The organism is Baekduia alba (assembly GCF_028416635.1).
Taxonomy (GTDB): domain Bacteria; phylum Actinomycetota; class Thermoleophilia; order Solirubrobacterales; family Solirubrobacteraceae; genus Baekduia; species Baekduia alba.
This window is the reverse complement of record NZ_CP114013.1, coordinates 1,007,826-1,023,713: the sequence shown is the minus strand read 5'-3', so window position 1 is coordinate 1,023,713 and position 15,888 is coordinate 1,007,826. Positions and strand designations below refer to the sequence as shown.

Sequence of the window (15,888 nt, the reverse complement as noted above, 5' to 3'; positions counted from 1 at the left end):
CCTCGACAACCACCAGCCTCCAAGGAGACCCGGATGAACAACGTCCTCAGGAACTACAGCTAGACCGGCAGGTCGGCCGGCAGCGGGACGTCCTGCGGCGAGCGGCCGTCGCCGTCCTCGTCCCACGACTCCCAGGCGCGGGCGTCGCGGCCGACGTGCTCGCCGTCGGCCCCGAGCGCGAGGAGGAGCAGCGTCGAGGTGGAGCGGTTGACGAGCTGGCGGCGGACGCCGGCCGGGACGCGGACGAGGCCGTTGCGGCCCACGGTCTGCTCCTCGCCCTCGACGCCGATCGTCAGCTCGCCGTCGAGGACCAGGAAGACCTCCTCCTGGCGCTCGTGCGCGTGGATCCGGCCGCGCTGGCGCGGCGCGAGCGTGATCGCGTTCATGCCGAAGCCGGAGACGCCCAGCTCCCGCCGCAGCGACTGGAAGCGCTCGCTGTTGTTGGTGTTGATGGTCGTGTATGCGACATCTGACTCAGCCATGGCGCGGCGGACCCTACGCGCCTCGATCTGGTGAGGATCCCTCAGAGCCTGCGCGTCGCGCGCGGCTCCCGATCTCCCGGAGCCGGTCGACCAGCTCCGGCGGCTCCTCGACCGTGAGCTCCAGGCCGCAGATCAGCAGGCGCAGGGCCAGCCAGTCCAGCGCGTCGGCGGGCGTGCGCAGGCGGCAGGCGTCGGCGGCGATCGGCTCCGGCTCGCCGAGCGCGCCGCCGGTTCGCCGGCGGACCTCGGCGGCCGGCGCGGCGAAGCGGACGACGGCGGTCGCCGTCGGCGCCATGGCGCGCAGGCGGTTGATGACGAAGGCACCTCGGTCACGACGCCGACCCACCTGGCCTTCGGCGATCGCATCGGCCGCATCCGCGACCCGCTGGGCAACGTCTGGTGGCTCCAGGAACGCGTCGAGGAGGTCGAGGCCGAAGAGCTCGCCCGCCGCTGGGCCGACCCGGAGTGGGCCGAGCGGATGGCCTACGTGATGGGCGCGGAGCTGTTCTAGAGCGTCGTTCTGCGGGCCGCCTCGCCGATCCGGGCCGCAGAACGACGCTCAGGCGATCTCGCGGCGACCTGAGAACGCGCGGCCGAGCGTGACCTCGTCGGCGTACTCGAGGTCGCCGCCGACCGGCAGGCCGGAGGCGAGGCGGGTGACGGCGACGTCGGGCGTGCGCTCGCGCAGCGCGGCGGCGATGTGGTGCGCGGTCGCCTCGCCGGTCGTCGTCGGGTTGGTGGCGATGACGACCTCGCGGACCTCGCCGGCCTCGACGCGCCGGTAGAGCTCGGCCACCTTCAGGTCTTCGGGGTCCACGCCGTCGATCGGCGACAGCGCGCCGCCGAGCACGTGGTACAGGCCGCGGAACTCGTGGGTGCGCTCGATCGGGATGATGTCGCCCGGCTCCTCGACGACGCAGATGATGGCGCCGTCGCGGCGCTCGTCCTGGCAGATCCGGCAGCGCGCCTCGTCGGCCAGGTTGAAGCAGATCTCGCAGGGCCGGATCTTCTCCTTGACCTCGCGGATCGCGTCGGCGAGCGCGTTGGCGTCCTCCGGATCGACCCGCAGGAGGTGGAACGCGAGCCGCTGCGCCGTGCGCTGGCCGATGCCGGGGAGCTTGCCCAGCTCGGTGACCAGGCGCTGGACGGGCGGGGCGAACAAGCGCTATCGGTTCTTCTTCGCCGCGGCGCGCCGCGCCGCGCGGTTCATGCCCGGAGCCCCGCCGCCGCCAGCCGGCAGGCCGCCAGCCGCGCCGCCGCCGCCGAGGCCGCCCAGCGCGTCGCCGAGGCCGAGGCCTTCGAGCGCCTGCATCGGGTCGAAGCCGCCGGGGCCCGAGGCCGCCTGCATCGCCTTCTCCTGGAGCTCGACGGCCTGGCGCAGCGCCTCGTTGGTCGCGGCCAGGACGAGGTCCTGGAGCATCTCGACGTCTTCGGGATCGACGGCGTCGGGGTCGATCGTCAGCGACTCCAGCTTGAGGTCGCCGGACACGACGACCTTGACCATGCCGCCGCCCGCGGACGACTCGACCTTCTGCTCCTTGAGGGCGTCCTGCGCCTCCTGCTGCGCGGCCATGACCTCCTGCGCCTGCTTGAGCATGTTCTGGATGTTGGGCTGCGGCATCAGGCCTGCTCCTGCTCTTCGTGGTCGGGCTCGTGGTCGACGGCGTCGAATTCTGCCCGGAGACGGGCGATGAAGTCATCCTCGCTGATGGCCTCGGGCTCCGCGCCGAGCTCTTCGGGCTCGCGCGTCTCGAAGACCAGCCGCGGCGCGATGCCGGTGAGCTCCTTGAACGCGGTCGTCAACTGCTGGCGCGCGGCGGGATCCTCCGCCTTGCGCTTCTGGAAGCTGCACGCCGGCGTGAACGCGAGCGTGACGTCGCGGCCGCTCACCGAGACCGGCCGGGCCTCGGCGAGGCAGCCGGCCAGGAGCTGATTGCCCTCGGCGACGTTCTGCAGCACCGCGGGCCAGAGCTCCTGGACCATCGCGAGATCGAGCTCGCCGAGCGGCGCGACCGGCTCGGCGACGGCGACGGCGACGACGGCGACGGCCGCAGGCTGCGGCGCGGGCTCGGGCGCGGCGGCCGGCGGCGGAGCGGAGGCGACCGGCTCGGCGGGCGGCGGCGGCGCGGACCCGGGAGCGGGCGGCGGCGGCGGAGCGGACCCGGCGGGCGCAGGAGCGGGCGGCGCGGCGGCGGCCGGCGGCGAAGCGGCAACGGCCGGCGCGGGCGTCGGAGCGGCAACGGCCGGCGCGGGCGTCGGGGCGGCGGCCGCCTCCATCCGCTCCAGCCGCGCCAGCAGCGCGCGCGTCGACGGGTCGACCTCCGGCGCCGCCGCCTTCACCAGCGCCACTTCGAGCTGCGTCTGCGCGTCGGCCCCGTCCTTGGCCAGGCGCATCCCGGCGGCGAGCAGGTCGAGCATCCGGACCGAGTCGGCGCCCGTCAGGCGCCGTGCCTGATCGGCCAGCCGAGCGTCGCGCTCGGTGGTCATCGCCAGCTGCGACGGGACCTCGCCGAGCGTCTGGACGACCAGCACGTCACGCGTGTGCGCTTCGAGGTCGCGCAGGAACTGTGCGGCGTCGCGGCCGGAGTCGGCCAGCCGCGCCGCGACCTGCCAGGCCGCTCGCGCGTCACGCGCGCCCACGGCGTCCAACGCCCCGAACAGCAGGTCGTCGTCGGCGACGCCGAGCACCGCCAGCACGTCCTCGGTCGCGATCGACGACCCGGAGTAGGTCACGAGCTGCTCGAGCGTCCCGAGGGCGTCGCGGTACGAGCCCGTCGCGTTGCGCGCGACCAGCGCGACCGCCTCGGGCGCGATCTCGATCGACTCCTTGCCCGCGACGCGGTCCACGACCGTCGCGAGCTGCTCGACCGTCGGGCGGCGGAAGTCGAAGCGATGGCAGCGGTCGACGACCGTGTCCATCACCTTGTGCGCCTCGGTCGTCGCGAGGACGAAGATCGTCGACGGCGGCGGCTCCTCCAAGGTCTTCAGGAACGCGTTCCACGCCGCCGTGGACAGCATGTGCGCCTCGTCCAAGATGTACACCTTGTACCGGCCGGTGACCGGGGCGTACTGGACGGAGTCGCGCAGCTCGCGGATGTCGTCGACCGAGTTGTTGGACGCGGCGTCCATCTCGATGACGTCCATCGACGTCGCGGACGCGATCGACACGCACGACTCGCAGGTGCCGCACGGCTCGGTGGTCGGCCCGTTGACGCAGTTCAGGCACGCCGCGAGCATCTTGGCCATCGACGTCTTGCCCGTCCCGCGCGAGCCGACGAACAGGTAGGCGTGGTGCACCTGCCCGCGCTCGATGGCGTGGCGGAGCGTGCGCACGACGTGCTCCTGGCCGATGACGTCGGCGAACGTCCGCGGGCGATGGCGGCGGTAGAGCGAAGGTCCGGCAGGCACGTGCACCTAGCTTAGGGGTTGCCCCAGCGGCGGTGTCCGAGCCGCCAGGCGAGCACCCGCAAGCAAAACGAGCGCCCGGCGCGCGGTCTTGCCGACGTGCGCCCGCGTAGGGTGTCCCGCATGGCCGACACCCTCCTCGACGAGCTCTTCGACTGGCTGCGCATCCCGAGCATCTCCACGGGCGGCGGCGATCCTGCGGAGATCGCGCGGGCCGCGGAATGGGCGGCGGCCAAGGTCCGCGCCGCGGGCGGCGAGGTCGAGCTGCTGACCGTGCGCGAGGGCGGCAACCCGCTGGTCGTCGGCGAGCTGCGCGCGTCCGCCGACGCCGAGAACGTTCCGACCGTCCTGATCTACGGCCACTACGACGTCCAGGGCGCCGAGCCGCTGGACCTCTGGACCTCGCCGCCGTTCGAGCCTGAGATCCGCGACGGGCGCATCTACGCGCGCGGCGCGGCCGACGACAAGGGCAACTTCCTGCCGCTGCTGGCCGCCGCCTGCGACCTGGCCGCCGAGGGCGCCCTCCCGGTCAACGTCCGCGTCGCGGTCGAGGGCGAGGAGGAGGCCGGCGGCGAATCGATCTCCCAATGGCTGAAGGACGACCCCCGCGGCGCCGACGCTGCGATCGTCTACGACAGCGGCATGGTCGGCCCCGACCGCCCGGCGATCACCGTCGGCCTGCGCGGCGTCTACCTGATGACCTTCGACGTCCGCGCCGCGCAGCGCGACCTGCACTCCGGCATGTACGGCGGCACCGCGCTCAACGCCCTGCACGCCCTGCACCAGGGCCTGGCCGCCGTCATCCCCGGCCCCGACGGTCGCGCGCGCGAGGAGCTACGCGTCGGGATCGTGCCGCCGTCGGACGAGGAGCGCGCGTCGTGGGCCGGCCTGCCCGGCGGCGACGAGGCACTCGCGGCCGCGGGCGCGCGCGAGGCCTACCCCGGCGCCGGCGCCGAGTACGTCGAGCGCAACGGCTCGGACACCGCCGTCGACGTCGACCAGATCGTCGCCGGCGACACCCGCACGGTGATCCCGGCGGTCGCGCGCGCGACCGTCTCGATCCGCGTCGCCCCCGGCCAGGACGTCGACGCGATGGGCGCCGAGCTCGAGCGCCTGATCCGCGAGGCGCTGCCCGCCGGCGCCGAGATGACGATCGTCTCGCGCCACGCGGCGCCGCCCGCGCACTTCCCGGCCGACTCGCCGGCGTTGCAGATCGCGGGCGCCGCGATCGAGCGCGCGGTCGGCGTCGCGCCCGCGTTCACGCGCACCGGCGGCGCGATCCCGTTCGTCGCCGACCTGAGCGAGAAGGGCATCCCGACGATCGTCACCGGCTTCGTCCTGCCCGACGACCCGTTCCACGCGCCCAACGAGTCGTTCTCCGTGCGCGGCCTCGAGCTGGGGTACAAGAGCGCGCGCGAGCTGCTGACCGGCCTGGCAGGGCTGAAGCCCTGAGAAGGGCGGTCCCCATCGCGGTCGCGGTCGTCCTCGGGGCGATCGTGGCGCTCGCTTGCGCGCCCGCGCGGTTCGTCAACTACGACACCGAGTACGCGCTGCTGTGGGGCAACGACATCGTCCACGGCCGGACGCCGGACTACGACGTCGCGTTCGCGCCGACGCCGCATCCGCTGGCCACGGCGGTCGCCGCGGTCGGCGCGCTCTTCGGGACCGGCTTCCTCGAAGGCCTGTTCATCGTCCTGGCCTTCCTGGCCCTGGGCGTGTTGGGGTGGTTGGTCTACGCGCTGGGCGCGGCGTGGTTCACGCCGGCGACCGGCGTCGTGGCCGCGGCCATCGTCCTGACCCGCGAGCCGATCCTGAGCTACGGCGTCCGCGCGTACGTCGACATCCCCTACATCTGCCTGTTGTTGGGGGCGTTGCTGATCGAGACGCGCAGGCCGCGCGCCGGGACCGCTCCGCTGATGTTGATGGCCCTGGCCGGGCTCCTGCGGCCGGAGGCGTGGCTGTTCGCGGTCGTCTACGCGTGGTGGCTGTGGCGCGGGGGTGCGCTGCGCCCGGTGCACGTCGGGTTGGTCGTCGGCGCGCCGGTGCTGTGGGCGCTGAGCGACCTCGCGATCACGGGCGACCCGCTGCACTCGCTGACGGGGACGCGGTCGACGGCCGAGGACCTCGGGCGCGTGACCGGCCTTCAGCACGTGCCGACCGCGATGCCGCGCCGCCTCGGCGAGATCCTGCGCGAGCCGGTGCTGTTCGGCGCGGCGGTCGGCGGCGTGCTGTCGCTGTGGCGGCTGCGCACGCGCGGCGTGCAGCTCGCCGCGGCAGCCGGCGTCCTGGCCGTGATCGCCTTCGCGCTGCTGGCGACCGCCGGCCTGTCGATCCTCACGCGCTACCTGATGTTCCCCGCGACGCTCCTCGCGATCTTCGCCGCCGCCGGCATCTGCGCCTGGACCGAGCTCCCGCGCGCCGACCCATGGCGTACAAGATGGATGGCGCTCGCGGCGCTGACCGTCGTCGGGATGGTGGTGTTCGTCCCGTCCCAGGTGACGCGCCTGAAGAACACGCGCAGCGCGCTGATCGCCCAGACGCACATCCTGGACGAGCTGCACGACCTGGCCGTCGACCACCTGCCGTCGGACCCCTCGTGCGCCGTATGGGTGCCGAACCGGCGCGCCGTGCCGCAGATCGCGCTGTGGACCGACCGCCGGGCGGCCGTGATCCACAGCGCGCAGGAGGATGGCCGGTACGGCCTGCCGGCCTTCGTACCGGCCTCGCCGGCCATCGCCCGCCAGTTCGTCCTCGATCCCAGCGACGCCGACAAGACGCTGCCGCCCAATCCTCCACAGGCCACCGAGGGCGTGGCCCGTCGTCACTGGCGCCTCGCCGGCGATGGCGGCCGATGCGCGCTCGTCGGCGAAGGCCTCACGGGATTCTTCGTCCGCCCTTGACGCCGGGTGTGAGTGAGTGCATACTCACACCTCGCGATGACGACCGCCACCACCTCCAAGCGCACCCTCTCCACCGCCGAAGAGCGGCGCGAGGCCGTGCTCGAGGCCGGGATGTCGGTCTTCGCCGAGAAGGGCTTCCTCGGCACGCCGACCACCGAGGTCGCCAAGGCCGCCGGGATCTCGCAGGCCTACCTCTTCCGCCTGTTCCCCACCAAGACCGACCTGGTCCTCGCGGTCGTCCGCCGCTCCAACGAGCGCATCCACGACGCGTTCGCGTCAGCCGCGGCCCGGGCCCACGCCGCGGGCACGGACCCGCTCGAGGCGATGGCCGACTCCTACAGCGAGCTGCTGCAGGACCGCACCATGCTGATGACCCAGATCCACCAGCACGCGGCGGCCGCCTCGATGCCCGAGGTCGCCGAGGCCTCGCGCGACTGGTTCGCGACGCTCTACGACCTCGTCGCGCGCGAGACCGGCCTGCCGCCCGACGACATCCACCGCTTCTTCGCGACGGGCATGCTGCTGAACGTCATGGCCGCCATCGGCGCCACCGACGAGCACGGCACCTGGGCTCAGAACCTGCGCGTCTGCTGAGCCATGTCGTCGCCGCGGGCCCCTTTTTTTCGCCGTCGAGTGAGTGAGCGCTCACTCCCGTCAGACCCCTCCCCAACCCGGTCCCAGGAGGCCATCCGATGACCCTCTCACCCACGTCCGCCAGGCCGCGCGCCGGCTGGACGTTCGCGATCGTCAGCGTCGCGCTGTTCATGACCGCGCTCGACAACCTCGTCGTCAGTACCGCGCTGCCGACGATCCGCGTCGACCTCGGCGCGTCGCTCGAGTCGCTCGAGTGGACGGTCAACGCCTACACCTTGGCGTTCGCCGTCCTGCTGCTCACCGGCGCGGCGCTCGGCGACCGCTTCGGGCGCAAGCGCATGTTCAGCATCGGCATCTCGCTGTTCACGCTGTCCAGCGCGGCCGCCGCGCTGGCGCCGTCGGCCGGCGCGCTCGTCGCCGCCCGCGGCCTGCAGGGCGTCGGGGCGGCGATCGTCCTGCCGCTCACGCTGACGCTGCTCTCCGAGGCGGTCCCGACCGAGAAGCGCGGCCTGGCGATCGGCGCGTGGTCCGGGATCTCCGGCCTCGGCGTCGCGCTCGGACCGGTCGTCGGCGGCGCGGTCGTCGACGGCATCTCGTGGCACTGGATCTTCTGGCTGAACGTCCCCATCGGCCTGGCTCTGGTCCCGCTGGCGATGCGCTACCTGACCGAGTCGCACGGCCCCGCCGACCGGCTCGACCTCCCCGGCATCGGGCTCGCCGGCCTCGGCCTGCTCGGCGTCGTCTTCGGCATCGTCCGCGGTGAGGCGCTGGGCTGGACCTCGGCGCCGATCGTCGGCACGATCGCCGCCGGCCTCGTGTTGTTGGTGGCCTTCCTGGCCTGGGAGCGCCGGGCGCCGGCACCGATGCTGCCGCTGCGGTTCTTCAAGTCCCGCGCCTTCGCCGCCACCAACGGCGCGTCGCTGGCGATGTTCTTCGGCGTCTTCGGCTCGATCTTCCTGCTGTCGCAGTTCTTCCAGACGACGCAGGGGCTCTCGCCGCTGGAGTCCGGCCTGCGCGTGCTGCCCTGGACGCTGATGCCGATGTTCGTCGCGCCGATCGCCGGCATCCTCAGCGACCGGATCGGCGCGCGGCCGCTGATGGCCACCGGGCTGGCGCTGCAGGCGATCGCGATCGGCTGGCTGGCCGCGGTGTCGACGCCGACCGTCGCCTACGCGGCGCTCATCGTTCCGTTCATCCTGGCCGGCACGGGCATGGCGCTGGTCTTCGCGCCGGCGGCCAACAGCGTGCTGGGCTCGGTCCGGCCCGAGGAGGCCGGCCAGGCGTCGGGCGCGACCAACGCGATCCGCGAGCTGGGCGGCGTCCTGGGCGTCGCGGTGCTGGCGTCGGTGTTCACGGCCAACGGCGGGTACGAGTCGCCGGCGGCCTACGTGGACGGGATGACGGCGGCGCTGCCGATCGGCGCGGCGGTCCTGGCGGTCGGCGCGCTGCTGGCGCTGCTGATCCCGGGCAAGCGGCGCGCCGGCGTCGAAGCCGAGGCCGAGGCACCGGCGGCCGCGCTGGCCGAAGCCGCGCGGTAGCCCGCCGGCGACACACCCGGAACGACGAAGGCCCCGCCGGGATCCCGGCGGGGCCTTCGCCTTGCAGTCAGTGGACCGTGCACCCGAAATCGAGATGCGGTCCCCGGGCGCTACGCCGGAGGGCGGCTCCGACCCGGGAGCTCCCGCTGCGCCCGCCGGTGATCGCTTAAGGCTGCTTCCTTCCGGACCTGACCTGGTTCACGAGCCGACGCCGCGCGGGACCCGGGCCATCAGCGCCGCCACGGCGCGCTGACCCCGTTGGCCACACCCCTCGATCGGGGATTCGGCCTCGCTAGAGCGGATTGCGAGCGACAGGGCACCGCTACCTCCCCGCCTAGCACGGTCCGCCGTGGAGTCTATCGCTGCGGAGCCGCTTCCGGCCGCGCGGTCGCGAGCGCGGCCGCGAAGCGAAAGAGCGACGAGGCCAGCGACGGGCCGACGTAGACGTTGCCGCCCGCCGCGCTGCTGGTCGGGACGGTCGATGCGGGGGTCGCGGACATGCCCACAGTATTCCTGACGGGGGCGTCATTTTGTGTCGGTCCCGTCACAGACCCCTCCGAACGGAGGGGGCGCTACGCCGCGCGCCGGCGGTCCAGCCGGTCCCGGTCGTGGACCGCCCAGAGGTCCAGCTCGGGTCCCTTCGGGACGATCCGCGTCGGGTTCAACTGCGGGTGCGTCGTGTAGTAGTGGCGCTTGATCTGGTCGAAGTCGACCGTGTCGGCGATGCCGTGCTCCTGGTAGAGGTCGCGCAGGTAACCGGACAGGTGCTCGTAGTCGGCGATGCGGCGCAGGTTGCACTTGAAGTGGCCGACGTAGACGGCGTCGAAGCGCACGAGCGTGACGAACAGGCGCCAGTCGGCCTCGGTGATCTCGTCGCCGAGCAGGTAGCGGTTGGTCGCGAGGCGGTCGTCGAGCCAGTCGAGCGTCGTGAACAGCTCGTCGAACGCCTCGTCGTAGGCGGCCTGGCTCGTCGCGAAGCCCGCGCGGTAGACGCCGTTGTTGACCGAGTTGTACACGCGGTCGTTGACCTCGTCGATCGCGGTGCGCAGGTCCGGCGGGTAGAGGTCGACGCGCTCCGGCGCCCAAGCGTTGAGCATCCGGATGATCTCGGCGCTCTCGTTGTTGACGATGCGGTTGGCCTCGGTGTCGAACAGCACCGGGACCGTGACCCGGTCGGCGACCGACGGGTCGGTCAAGATGTAGGCCTCGGACAGGAAGGTCAAGCCGTTCACCGGATCGGGCGCATCGGGCGTGAAGCGCCAGCCGCGGTCGTCGCGGATCGGATCGACGACCGTCATCGGCAGCACGTCCTCGAGGCCCATCAGCTGCCGCACGATCACCGCACGCGACGCCCACGGGCACGCGAGCGACACGTACAGGTGATACCGGTTGGGCTCCGGCCGCTCGGCGACGAACCCACGGAACCGCGACTCCTCACGGACGAACCGCCCGTCGTTGTCGGACTCCTTCTGGACCTGCGGCTGCGGCTGCGGCTGACCGGCGCTCCTGGACATCGGCATGAGGCTAGGACACGGTGTACCCAGCCGCGGTGACGACGATCCGGCTCTCCCCCGGCTAAACTGCCCGTTCCCCTGGGGCGCGTAGCTCAGTGGGAGAGCGCTCGCTTCACACGCGAGAGGTCGCAGGTTCGAAACCCGCCGCGCCCATCAGGAATCTCGGCCCCCGACTCGGGGGCCGTTTCCGTCTTAGTGCCCAATGGTGCCCATTCGGCGCCCTCGACGAGGGCCTTCAGCCGGGCCCGCTCGTCGTCGCCGCGGCGCATCACGTGGGCGTAGACGCGCAGCGTGAACTTCGGGTCGGCGTGCCCGAGCTGACCCATCACGTAGGGCGCGTCCTCGCCGAGCGCGAACAGGATCGACGTGAACGTGTGCCGCAGCTTGTGGGAGGTCACGCCGACCGGCAGCGGCATCGCGTCGGCCGCCGCGAGGATCTTGCCGGCGCGGGCGACGACCGGCGCGAGCACCTTCGAGCGGACGTTGTCCTTGTCGCGCGCGGTGCCGGCCGCGGTCGTGAACACCAAGGCGTCGCGCTCGACCTGACGAGCGCGACGACCGGCCTTGTACGCGAGCAGCTCGTCGCGGAGGACGGCCCGGATGTCGACCTCGCGGTAGCTGCCGGCATCGGTCTTCGCCTTGCCGACCGTGATGCGGCCGCCGGCGAGGTCGACATCGCGCCAACGCAACTCGCACGCCTCGCTGACGCGGAGCCCCGAGAAGACGAGCGTGGCGATCAGCGCGCGCCGGCCCGACGTCCGTGCACCCTTCGTCGCGTCGACCTCGCTCGCCGCCTGCAGGAGCGCGGTGATGTGCTCGGCGGTGTCGAGGTACACCGGCCGCTTCTTCGCGACACGGAGCTTGCGGTTGCGCGGGTTGACCCGCAGCGGGTTGCGGTCGATGAGACCACGCTCCTCAGCGACATCGAGGATCTGGCCGAGGCGCGTGAGCGTCTTGTTGATGGTGTCGGCACCGAGGCGGCCCTCGCGGACCTTGTGCTCGCGGTAGCGGTCGACCTCCGCCACGGTGATCTGCGAGAGCAGGTGCCGCGCGAAGAACGGCAGCAGGTGCACCGTCAGCTCGTTCTCGTACGCGTTGACGGTGTTCGGGCGCACAGTGAGCTTCTTCGCCGCCCACCACTCCGACGCGAACACGTGGAACGTCGGGTCATCCGGCGGCAGCTCGACCTCGACCGCCGCCGGCGGGACCCACTCGCCGCGCTCGACCTGCAGCAGGATGTAGGCCAGCTCGCGACGCGCCTGATCTTCGGACGTGCCGTCGGGCATCGTCACGTAGCGGCGCTGGCCGTAGGCGCGGAATCGCAGGGCGTACACGGTGCCGCGTTGCGTCTCCTTCGGGATGACCTGGCCGGTCGATCGACGGGGCATCAGGTGTCACGCTCCTTGAGGGCGGCGATGACCTCCGAGGGCAGGAACCGCCGCGTGCGGCGCCCCCACGTCACGCTCGGGATCTCATTCCGGGCCACCATCTGGTCGACCAGGCTCACGCTCACGCCGAGCCGGCGGGCCATCTCGTCACGGTTGACGTAGGCCTCCGGCTCGTTGTCGGGGTCATGCAGCATCAGGCGCCTCCAGCCCTGTCGAGCGCGGGGAAGCGCTCGACGATCGTGTTGATGATGTTGTCGACGTCGGGGTTCTCCGGATCGTGCTCGACGACCTCGGCTGCGCTGCGCAGGTGCGCGGCCGCCTGGTCGTACTCGGCGGCGAGGCGGCGCAGGCGCCCAGGGGTGGTGAGAAGGGCCATCAGCGAGCCTCTGCTCTGCGTGCGCCGGCATCGCTTCGGAGGCGGGCCGCCCACTCGGCGAGATCAATGGCGACCTGGCTGAGACCCGGCACCGGGCAGGGGTTCGATCCGAGGAAGCGATCGATCGCGTCTGCGGCCGCGAGTTCGGCGGCGGCCTCCCATTCCCCGACGGTACGTGACCGCCCACCGGGAAAGGCGATGAGGGTCGCGGTCATCGCAGCCAGTCCTGGTTGGCGTCGGTGGCGGCGAGCGCCTCGAGGATCTGACGCTCGCGTGCGGGGCCGACGCCGTTGATGGACTGCAGCTCGCGGTCGGCGGCCATCTCGCGGACCTCGTCGATGGTGTAGACACGCTCGTTGTAGAACGTCCGTCGCAGCTCCAGCGGAAGGGCCTCCCAGGTCCAGATGCCGTTCTCGCCCTTGGAGAGGCGCTGAGCCTCGTCGAACTGGTCGTAGCGCGTCTGGCCGCGCATTGACGCGAACAGGAGCCAGTCCTCGGCCTGGTCGAGCAGCTGCGCGCGCAGCTCGGACTCGGCTGGCAGCTCGTGCGCAGCGGCGTACGCGTGCTCGCTGATCGTCTGAGCGACGCGTCCCTCCAGCGTCCACACGGACTCGGCGGGCTTGGCGCTGCGGGAGAGCAGTCGCTCGAACGCGGTGATGCCCTCGGCCGCCTCGATGGCGATGTGGTCGGGCGTGTGGTCGTTCGACCCGGACGGGTCGGTACCGTGGTAGTTGCTCATGGAGTGACTGCTCCTTGGGACGTGGCCCCGGCGGGTGCAACCGCGCGGGGCCGACTTATATGTGTTGGTCAGGCGGGTGGGAGCTTGAACCCGACACCGCCAGCGAGCAAGTTCACGATCAAGCTGTTGAGCGAGACGCCCTGCTCGGCGGCGCGCTGCTCGAGCTGCTCGTGAAGTGCCGGCGGCATCCGGACCTGAGTCTTCCCTTTCGCCACGACCACATAGTGCCATATATGGCACTGGCGTGTCAAGAGCGTTTCGCAAGCTCACGCGCCCGGCTGCTCAGCCGCTGGCGCCGTGGCAGGCCATCGTCCAGCCTCGACATCGACCCACTCGGTCGCGCGGAGCCCGCGAGCGCAGTTCGCCGCAGTGGCGATCGCTGCGAGCTGCTCTGATGTCGCCGTCCGGTGCCAGCGCTCGGGCAGGCCGGCGCCGAGGATGTCGGGCCGACCAGCTCATCAAGTTCCTCCATCGAGACCACCACCTGGTCCCTCGCGCTGCCGGCTGCCGTGCTCTCGTCGCCGTGACGCAGCACTCGCCACGCCGCGCGTAGTCGACGCCCGAGCTCACGCATCGACGCCTCCTGCGGGCACCGATCGGAACACCAAGGCGTCGCGCTCGACCTGACGAGCGCGACGACCGGCCTTGTACGCGAGCAGCTCGTCGCGGAGGACGGCCCGGATGTCGACCTCGCGGTAGCTGCCGGCATCGGTCTTCGCCTTGCCGACCGTGATGCGGCCGCCGGCGAGGTCGACATCGCGCCAACGCAACTCGCACGCCTCGCTGACGCGGAGCCCCGAGAAGACGAGCGTGGCGATCAGCGCGCGCCGGCCCGACGTCCGTGCACCCTTCGTCGCGTCGACCTCGCTCGCCGCCTGCAGGAGCGCGGTGATGTGCTCGGCGGTGTCGAGGTACACCGGCCGCTTCTTCGCGACACGGAGCTTGCGGTTGCGCGGGTTGACCCGCAGCGGGTTGCGGTCGATGAGACCACGCTCCTCAGCGACATCGAGGATCTGGCCGAGGCGCGTGAGCGTCTTGTTGATGGTGTCGGCACCGAGGCGGCCCTCGCGGACCTTGTGCTCGCGGTAGCGGTCGACCTCCGCCACGGTGATCTGCGAGAGCAGGTGCCGCGCGAAGAACGGCAGCAGGTGCACCGTCAGCTCGTTCTCGTACGCGTTGACGGTGTTCGGGCGCACAGTGAGCTTCTTCGCCGCCCACCACTCCGACGCGAACACGTGGAACGTCGGGTCATCCGGCGGCAGCTCGACCTCGACCGCCGCCGGCGGGACCCACTCGCCGCGCTCGACCTGCAGCAGGATGTAGGCCAGCTCGCGACGCGCCTGATCTTCGGACGTGCCGTCGGGCATCGTCACGTAGCGGCGCTGGCCGTAGGCGCGGAATCGCAGGGCGTACACGGTGCCGCGTTGCGTCTCCTTCGGGATGACCTGGCCGGTCGATCGACGGGGCATCAGGTGTCACGCTCCTTGAGGGCGGCGATGACCTCCGAGGGCAGGAACCGCCGCGTGCGGCGCCCCCACGTCACGCTCGGGATCTCATTCCGGGCCACCATCTGGTCGACCAGGCTCACGCTCACGCCGAGCCGGCGGGCCATCTCGTCACGGTTGACGTAGGCCTCCGGCTCGTTGTCGGGGTCATGCAGCATCAGGCGCCTCCAGCCCTGTCGAGCGCGGGGAAGCGCTCGACGATCGTGTTGATGATGTTGTCGACGTCGGGGTTCTCCGGATCGTGCTCGACGACCTCGGCTGCGCTGCGCAGGTGCGCGGCCGCCTGGTCGTACTCGGCGGCGAGGCGGCGCAGGCGCCCAGGGGTGGTGAGAAGGGCCATCAGCGAGCCTCTGCTCTGCGTGCGCCGGCATCGCTTCGGAGGCGGGCCGCCCACTCGGCGAGATCAATGGCGACCTGGCTGAGACCCGGCACCGGGCAGGGGTTCGATCCGAGGAAGCGATCGATCGCGTCTGCGGCCGCGAGTTCGGCGGCGGCCTCCCATTCCCCGACGGTACGTGACCGCCCACCGGGAAAGGCGATGAGGGTCGCGGTCATCGCAGCCAGTCCTGGTTGGCGTCGGTGGCGGCGAGCGCCTCGAGGATCTGACGCTCGCGTGCGGGGCCGACGCCGTTGATGGACTGCAGCTCGCGGTCGGCGGCCATCTCGCGGACCTCGTCGATGGTGTAGACACGCTCGTTGTAGAACGTCCGTCGCAGCTCCAGCGGAAGGGCCTCCCAGGTCCAGATGCCGTTCTCGCCCTTGGAGAGGCGCTGAGCCTCGTCGAACTGGTCGTAGCGCGTCTGGCCGCGCATTGACGCGAACAGGAGCCAGTCCTCGGCCTGGTCGAGCAGCTGCGCGCGCAGCTCGGACTCGGCTGGCAGCTCGTGCGCAGCGGCGTACGCGTGCTCGCTGATCGTCTGAGCGACGCGTCCCTCCAGCGTCCACACGGACTCGGCGGGCTTGGCGCTGCGGGAGAGCAGTCGCTCGAACGCGGTGATGCCCTCGGCCGCCTCGATGGCGATGTGGTCGGGCGTGTGGTCGTTCGACCCGGACGGGTCGGTACCGTGGTAGTTGCTCATGGAGTGACTGCTCCTTGGGACGTGGCCCCGGCGGGTGCAACCGCGCGGGGCCGACTTATATGTGTTGGTCAGGCGGGTGGGAGCTTGAACCCGACACCGCCAGCGAGCAAGTTCACGATCAAGCTGTTGAGCGAGACGCCCTGCTCGGCGGCGCGCTGCTCGAGCTGCTCGTGAAGTGCCGGCGGCATCCGGACCTGAGTCTTCCCTTTCGCCACGACCACATAGTGCCATATATGGCACTGGCGTGTCAAGAGCGTTTCGCAAGCTCACGCGCCCGGCTGCTCAGCCGCTGGCGCCGTGGCAGGCCATCGTCCAGCCTCGACATCGACCCACTCGGTCGCGCGGAGCCCGCGAGCGCAGTTCGCCGC

General features: G+C 71.9%; 21 protein-coding genes, 1 tRNA gene, 1 other RNA gene and 1 pseudogene. 5 read left to right on the top strand and 19 right to left on the bottom strand.

Annotation, left to right across the window (positions count from 1 at the left end):
* Nucleotides 1-59: 59 nt before the first annotated feature.
* The 5 genes from DSM104299_RS05085 to dnaX all read right to left on the bottom strand — a co-directional run bounded on the left by DSM104299_RS05085 (nt 60) and on the right by dnaX (nt 3,890).
* On the bottom strand, nt 60-482 hold the full coding sequence (locus tag DSM104299_RS05085) for a cupin domain-containing protein (protein ID WP_272476205.1): 423 nt from the start codon (nt 480-482) through the stop codon (nt 60-62).
* A gap of 13 nt (nt 483-495) precedes the next feature.
* Complete coding sequence (locus DSM104299_RS05080) at nt 496-777, bottom strand: WCX domain-containing protein (RefSeq protein ID WP_349294494.1); 282 nt, start codon at nt 775-777, stop codon at nt 496-498.
* 264 nt (nt 778-1,041) lie between these two features.
* Entirely contained in the window at nt 1,042-1,644 is a 603-nt protein-coding gene (gene recR, locus DSM104299_RS05075) for a recombination mediator RecR (RefSeq protein ID WP_272476203.1), read from the bottom strand.
* Nucleotides 1,645-1,647: 3 nt separating this feature from the next.
* Complete coding sequence (locus DSM104299_RS05070) at nt 1,648-2,103, bottom strand: YbaB/EbfC family nucleoid-associated protein (protein ID WP_272476202.1); 456 nt, start codon at nt 2,101-2,103, stop codon at nt 1,648-1,650.
* The gene (gene dnaX, locus DSM104299_RS05065; protein ID WP_272476201.1) at nt 2,103-3,890 is read right to left on the bottom strand and encodes a DNA polymerase III subunit gamma/tau; all 1,788 of its coding nucleotides are present in this window, start codon (nt 3,888-3,890) and stop codon (nt 2,103-2,105) included. The genes DSM104299_RS05070 and dnaX overlap by 1 nt, the downstream gene beginning before the upstream one ends.
* A 120-nt stretch (nt 3,891-4,010) precedes the next feature.
* Between dnaX and DSM104299_RS05060 the strand changes: the two genes are divergently transcribed.
* The 4 genes from DSM104299_RS05060 (at nt 4,011) to DSM104299_RS05045 (ending at nt 8,919) form a co-directional block, all read left to right on the top strand.
* Nucleotides 4,011-5,339: a M20/M25/M40 family metallo-hydrolase gene (locus DSM104299_RS05060; RefSeq protein WP_272476200.1), complete on the top strand. Its 1,329-nt coding sequence runs from the start codon at nt 4,011-4,013 to the stop codon at nt 5,337-5,339.
* 44 nt (nt 5,340-5,383) lie between these two features.
* Nucleotides 5,384-6,787, top strand: a complete 1,404-nt coding sequence (locus tag DSM104299_RS05055) for a hypothetical protein (RefSeq protein ID WP_272476199.1) — start codon at nt 5,384-5,386, stop codon at nt 6,785-6,787.
* A gap of 36 nt (nt 6,788-6,823) precedes the next feature.
* Complete coding sequence (locus DSM104299_RS05050; protein ID WP_272476198.1) at nt 6,824-7,381, top strand: TetR/AcrR family transcriptional regulator; 558 nt, start codon at nt 6,824-6,826, stop codon at nt 7,379-7,381.
* A 98-nt stretch (nt 7,382-7,479) separates the two neighbouring features.
* Nucleotides 7,480-8,919 (top strand): DHA2 family efflux MFS transporter permease subunit, encoded by a 1,440-nt coding sequence (locus DSM104299_RS05045; RefSeq protein WP_272476197.1) that lies wholly within the window; start codon nt 7,480-7,482, stop codon nt 8,917-8,919.
* Between the two features lie 75 nt (nt 8,920-8,994).
* Here the strand turns inward: DSM104299_RS05045 and ffs are convergent.
* The 3 genes from ffs to DSM104299_RS05030 form a co-directional block, all read right to left on the bottom strand.
* An RNA gene (ffs, locus tag DSM104299_RS05040) (signal recognition particle sRNA large type) lies at nt 8,995-9,262 on the bottom strand.
* Between the two features lie 13 nt (nt 9,263-9,275).
* Nucleotides 9,276-9,419 (bottom strand): hypothetical protein, encoded by a 144-nt coding sequence (locus DSM104299_RS05035; RefSeq protein ID WP_272476196.1) that lies wholly within the window; start codon nt 9,417-9,419, stop codon nt 9,276-9,278.
* Nucleotides 9,420-9,491: 72 nt separating this feature from the next.
* The gene (locus DSM104299_RS05030; protein WP_272476195.1) at nt 9,492-10,433 is read right to left on the bottom strand and encodes a glutathione S-transferase family protein; all 942 of its coding nucleotides are present in this window, start codon (nt 10,431-10,433) and stop codon (nt 9,492-9,494) included.
* 81 nt (nt 10,434-10,514) lie between these two features.
* Here DSM104299_RS05030 and DSM104299_RS05025 point away from each other — a divergent pair.
* Nucleotides 10,515-10,586 (top strand) — tRNA-Val (locus tag DSM104299_RS05025).
* A gap of 176 nt (nt 10,587-10,762) precedes the next feature.
* Here the strand turns inward: DSM104299_RS05025 and DSM104299_RS29520 are convergent.
* The 11 genes and pseudogenes from DSM104299_RS29520 to DSM104299_RS04970 form a co-directional block, all read right to left on the bottom strand.
* A pseudogene (locus DSM104299_RS29520) lies at nt 10,763-11,719 on the bottom strand (tyrosine-type recombinase/integrase); the annotation flags it as partial.
* A gap of 295 nt (nt 11,720-12,014) precedes the next feature.
* The gene (locus DSM104299_RS05015) at nt 12,015-12,197 is read right to left on the bottom strand and encodes a hypothetical protein (protein ID WP_272476191.1); all 183 of its coding nucleotides are present in this window, start codon (nt 12,195-12,197) and stop codon (nt 12,015-12,017) included.
* The gene (locus tag DSM104299_RS05010; protein WP_272476190.1) at nt 12,197-12,412 is read right to left on the bottom strand and encodes a hypothetical protein; all 216 of its coding nucleotides are present in this window, start codon (nt 12,410-12,412) and stop codon (nt 12,197-12,199) included. The genes DSM104299_RS05015 and DSM104299_RS05010 overlap by 1 nt, the downstream gene beginning before the upstream one ends.
* Nucleotides 12,409-12,936: a hypothetical protein gene (locus DSM104299_RS05005; protein WP_272476189.1), complete on the bottom strand. Its 528-nt coding sequence runs from the start codon at nt 12,934-12,936 to the stop codon at nt 12,409-12,411. The genes DSM104299_RS05010 and DSM104299_RS05005 overlap by 4 nt, the downstream gene beginning before the upstream one ends.
* A 68-nt stretch (nt 12,937-13,004) precedes the next feature.
* Nucleotides 13,005-13,151, bottom strand: a complete 147-nt coding sequence (locus DSM104299_RS05000) for a toxin-antitoxin system HicB family antitoxin (RefSeq protein ID WP_272476188.1) — start codon at nt 13,149-13,151, stop codon at nt 13,005-13,007.
* Nucleotides 13,152-13,502: 351 nt separating this feature from the next.
* Nucleotides 13,503-14,405, bottom strand: coding sequence for a tyrosine-type recombinase/integrase (locus tag DSM104299_RS04995; RefSeq protein WP_272476193.1), 903 nt, complete (start codon nt 14,403-14,405; stop codon nt 13,503-13,505).
* The gene (locus DSM104299_RS04990) at nt 14,405-14,599 is read right to left on the bottom strand and encodes a helix-turn-helix transcriptional regulator (RefSeq protein WP_272476192.1); all 195 of its coding nucleotides are present in this window, start codon (nt 14,597-14,599) and stop codon (nt 14,405-14,407) included. The genes DSM104299_RS04995 and DSM104299_RS04990 overlap by 1 nt, the downstream gene beginning before the upstream one ends.
* Complete coding sequence (locus tag DSM104299_RS04985; RefSeq protein WP_272476191.1) at nt 14,599-14,781, bottom strand: hypothetical protein; 183 nt, start codon at nt 14,779-14,781, stop codon at nt 14,599-14,601. The genes DSM104299_RS04990 and DSM104299_RS04985 overlap by 1 nt, the downstream gene beginning before the upstream one ends.
* Complete coding sequence (locus DSM104299_RS04980) at nt 14,781-14,996, bottom strand: hypothetical protein (protein ID WP_272476190.1); 216 nt, start codon at nt 14,994-14,996, stop codon at nt 14,781-14,783. Before DSM104299_RS04980 ends, DSM104299_RS04985 begins: the two co-directional genes overlap by 1 nt.
* Entirely contained in the window at nt 14,993-15,520 is a 528-nt protein-coding gene (locus DSM104299_RS04975) for a hypothetical protein (RefSeq protein ID WP_272476189.1), read from the bottom strand. Before DSM104299_RS04975 ends, DSM104299_RS04980 begins: the two co-directional genes overlap by 4 nt.
* A 68-nt stretch (nt 15,521-15,588) precedes the next feature.
* Nucleotides 15,589-15,735 carry a toxin-antitoxin system HicB family antitoxin gene (locus DSM104299_RS04970; protein WP_272476188.1) on the bottom strand — a complete coding sequence of 49 codons (147 nt, stop codon included), beginning with the start codon at nt 15,733-15,735 and terminating at the stop codon, nt 15,589-15,591.
* Between the last annotated feature and the right edge of the window lie 153 nt (nt 15,736-15,888).

What these genes read in the sequence shown, in the direction of transcription:
- DSM104299_RS05085 (WP_272476205.1), bottom strand. Translation starts at nt 482, where the DNA reads ATGGCTGAGTCAGATGTCGCATACACGACCATCAACACCAACAACAGC.
- DSM104299_RS05080 (WP_349294494.1), bottom strand. Translation starts at nt 777, where the DNA reads ATGGCGCCGACGGCGACCGCCGTCGTCCGCTTCGCCGCGCCGGCCGCC.
- DSM104299_RS05070 (WP_272476202.1), bottom strand. Translation starts at nt 2,103, where the DNA reads ATGCCGCAGCCCAACATCCAGAACATGCTCAAGCAGGCGCAGGAGGTC.
- DSM104299_RS05060 (WP_272476200.1), top strand. Translation starts at nt 4,011, where the DNA reads ATGGCCGACACCCTCCTCGACGAGCTCTTCGACTGGCTGCGCATCCCG.
- DSM104299_RS05050 (WP_272476198.1), top strand. Translation starts at nt 6,824, where the DNA reads ATGACGACCGCCACCACCTCCAAGCGCACCCTCTCCACCGCCGAAGAG.
- DSM104299_RS05045 (WP_272476197.1), top strand. Translation starts at nt 7,480, where the DNA reads ATGACCCTCTCACCCACGTCCGCCAGGCCGCGCGCCGGCTGGACGTTC.
- DSM104299_RS05035 (WP_272476196.1), bottom strand. Translation starts at nt 9,419, where the DNA reads ATGTCCGCGACCCCCGCATCGACCGTCCCGACCAGCAGCGCGGCGGGC.
- DSM104299_RS05030 (WP_272476195.1), bottom strand. Translation starts at nt 10,433, where the DNA reads ATGTCCAGGAGCGCCGGTCAGCCGCAGCCGCAGCCGCAGGTCCAGAAG.
- DSM104299_RS05015 (WP_272476191.1), bottom strand. Translation starts at nt 12,197, where the DNA reads ATGGCCCTTCTCACCACCCCTGGGCGCCTGCGCCGCCTCGCCGCCGAG.
- DSM104299_RS05010 (WP_272476190.1), bottom strand. Translation starts at nt 12,412, where the DNA reads ATGACCGCGACCCTCATCGCCTTTCCCGGTGGGCGGTCACGTACCGTC.
- DSM104299_RS05005 (WP_272476189.1), bottom strand. Translation starts at nt 12,936, where the DNA reads ATGAGCAACTACCACGGTACCGACCCGTCCGGGTCGAACGACCACACG.
- DSM104299_RS04995 (WP_272476193.1), bottom strand. Translation starts at nt 14,405, where the DNA reads ATGCCCCGTCGATCGACCGGCCAGGTCATCCCGAAGGAGACGCAACGC.
- DSM104299_RS04990 (WP_272476192.1), bottom strand. Translation starts at nt 14,599, where the DNA reads ATGCTGCATGACCCCGACAACGAGCCGGAGGCCTACGTCAACCGTGAC.
- DSM104299_RS04985 (WP_272476191.1), bottom strand. Translation starts at nt 14,781, where the DNA reads ATGGCCCTTCTCACCACCCCTGGGCGCCTGCGCCGCCTCGCCGCCGAG.
- DSM104299_RS04980 (WP_272476190.1), bottom strand. Translation starts at nt 14,996, where the DNA reads ATGACCGCGACCCTCATCGCCTTTCCCGGTGGGCGGTCACGTACCGTC.
- DSM104299_RS04975 (WP_272476189.1), bottom strand. Translation starts at nt 15,520, where the DNA reads ATGAGCAACTACCACGGTACCGACCCGTCCGGGTCGAACGACCACACG.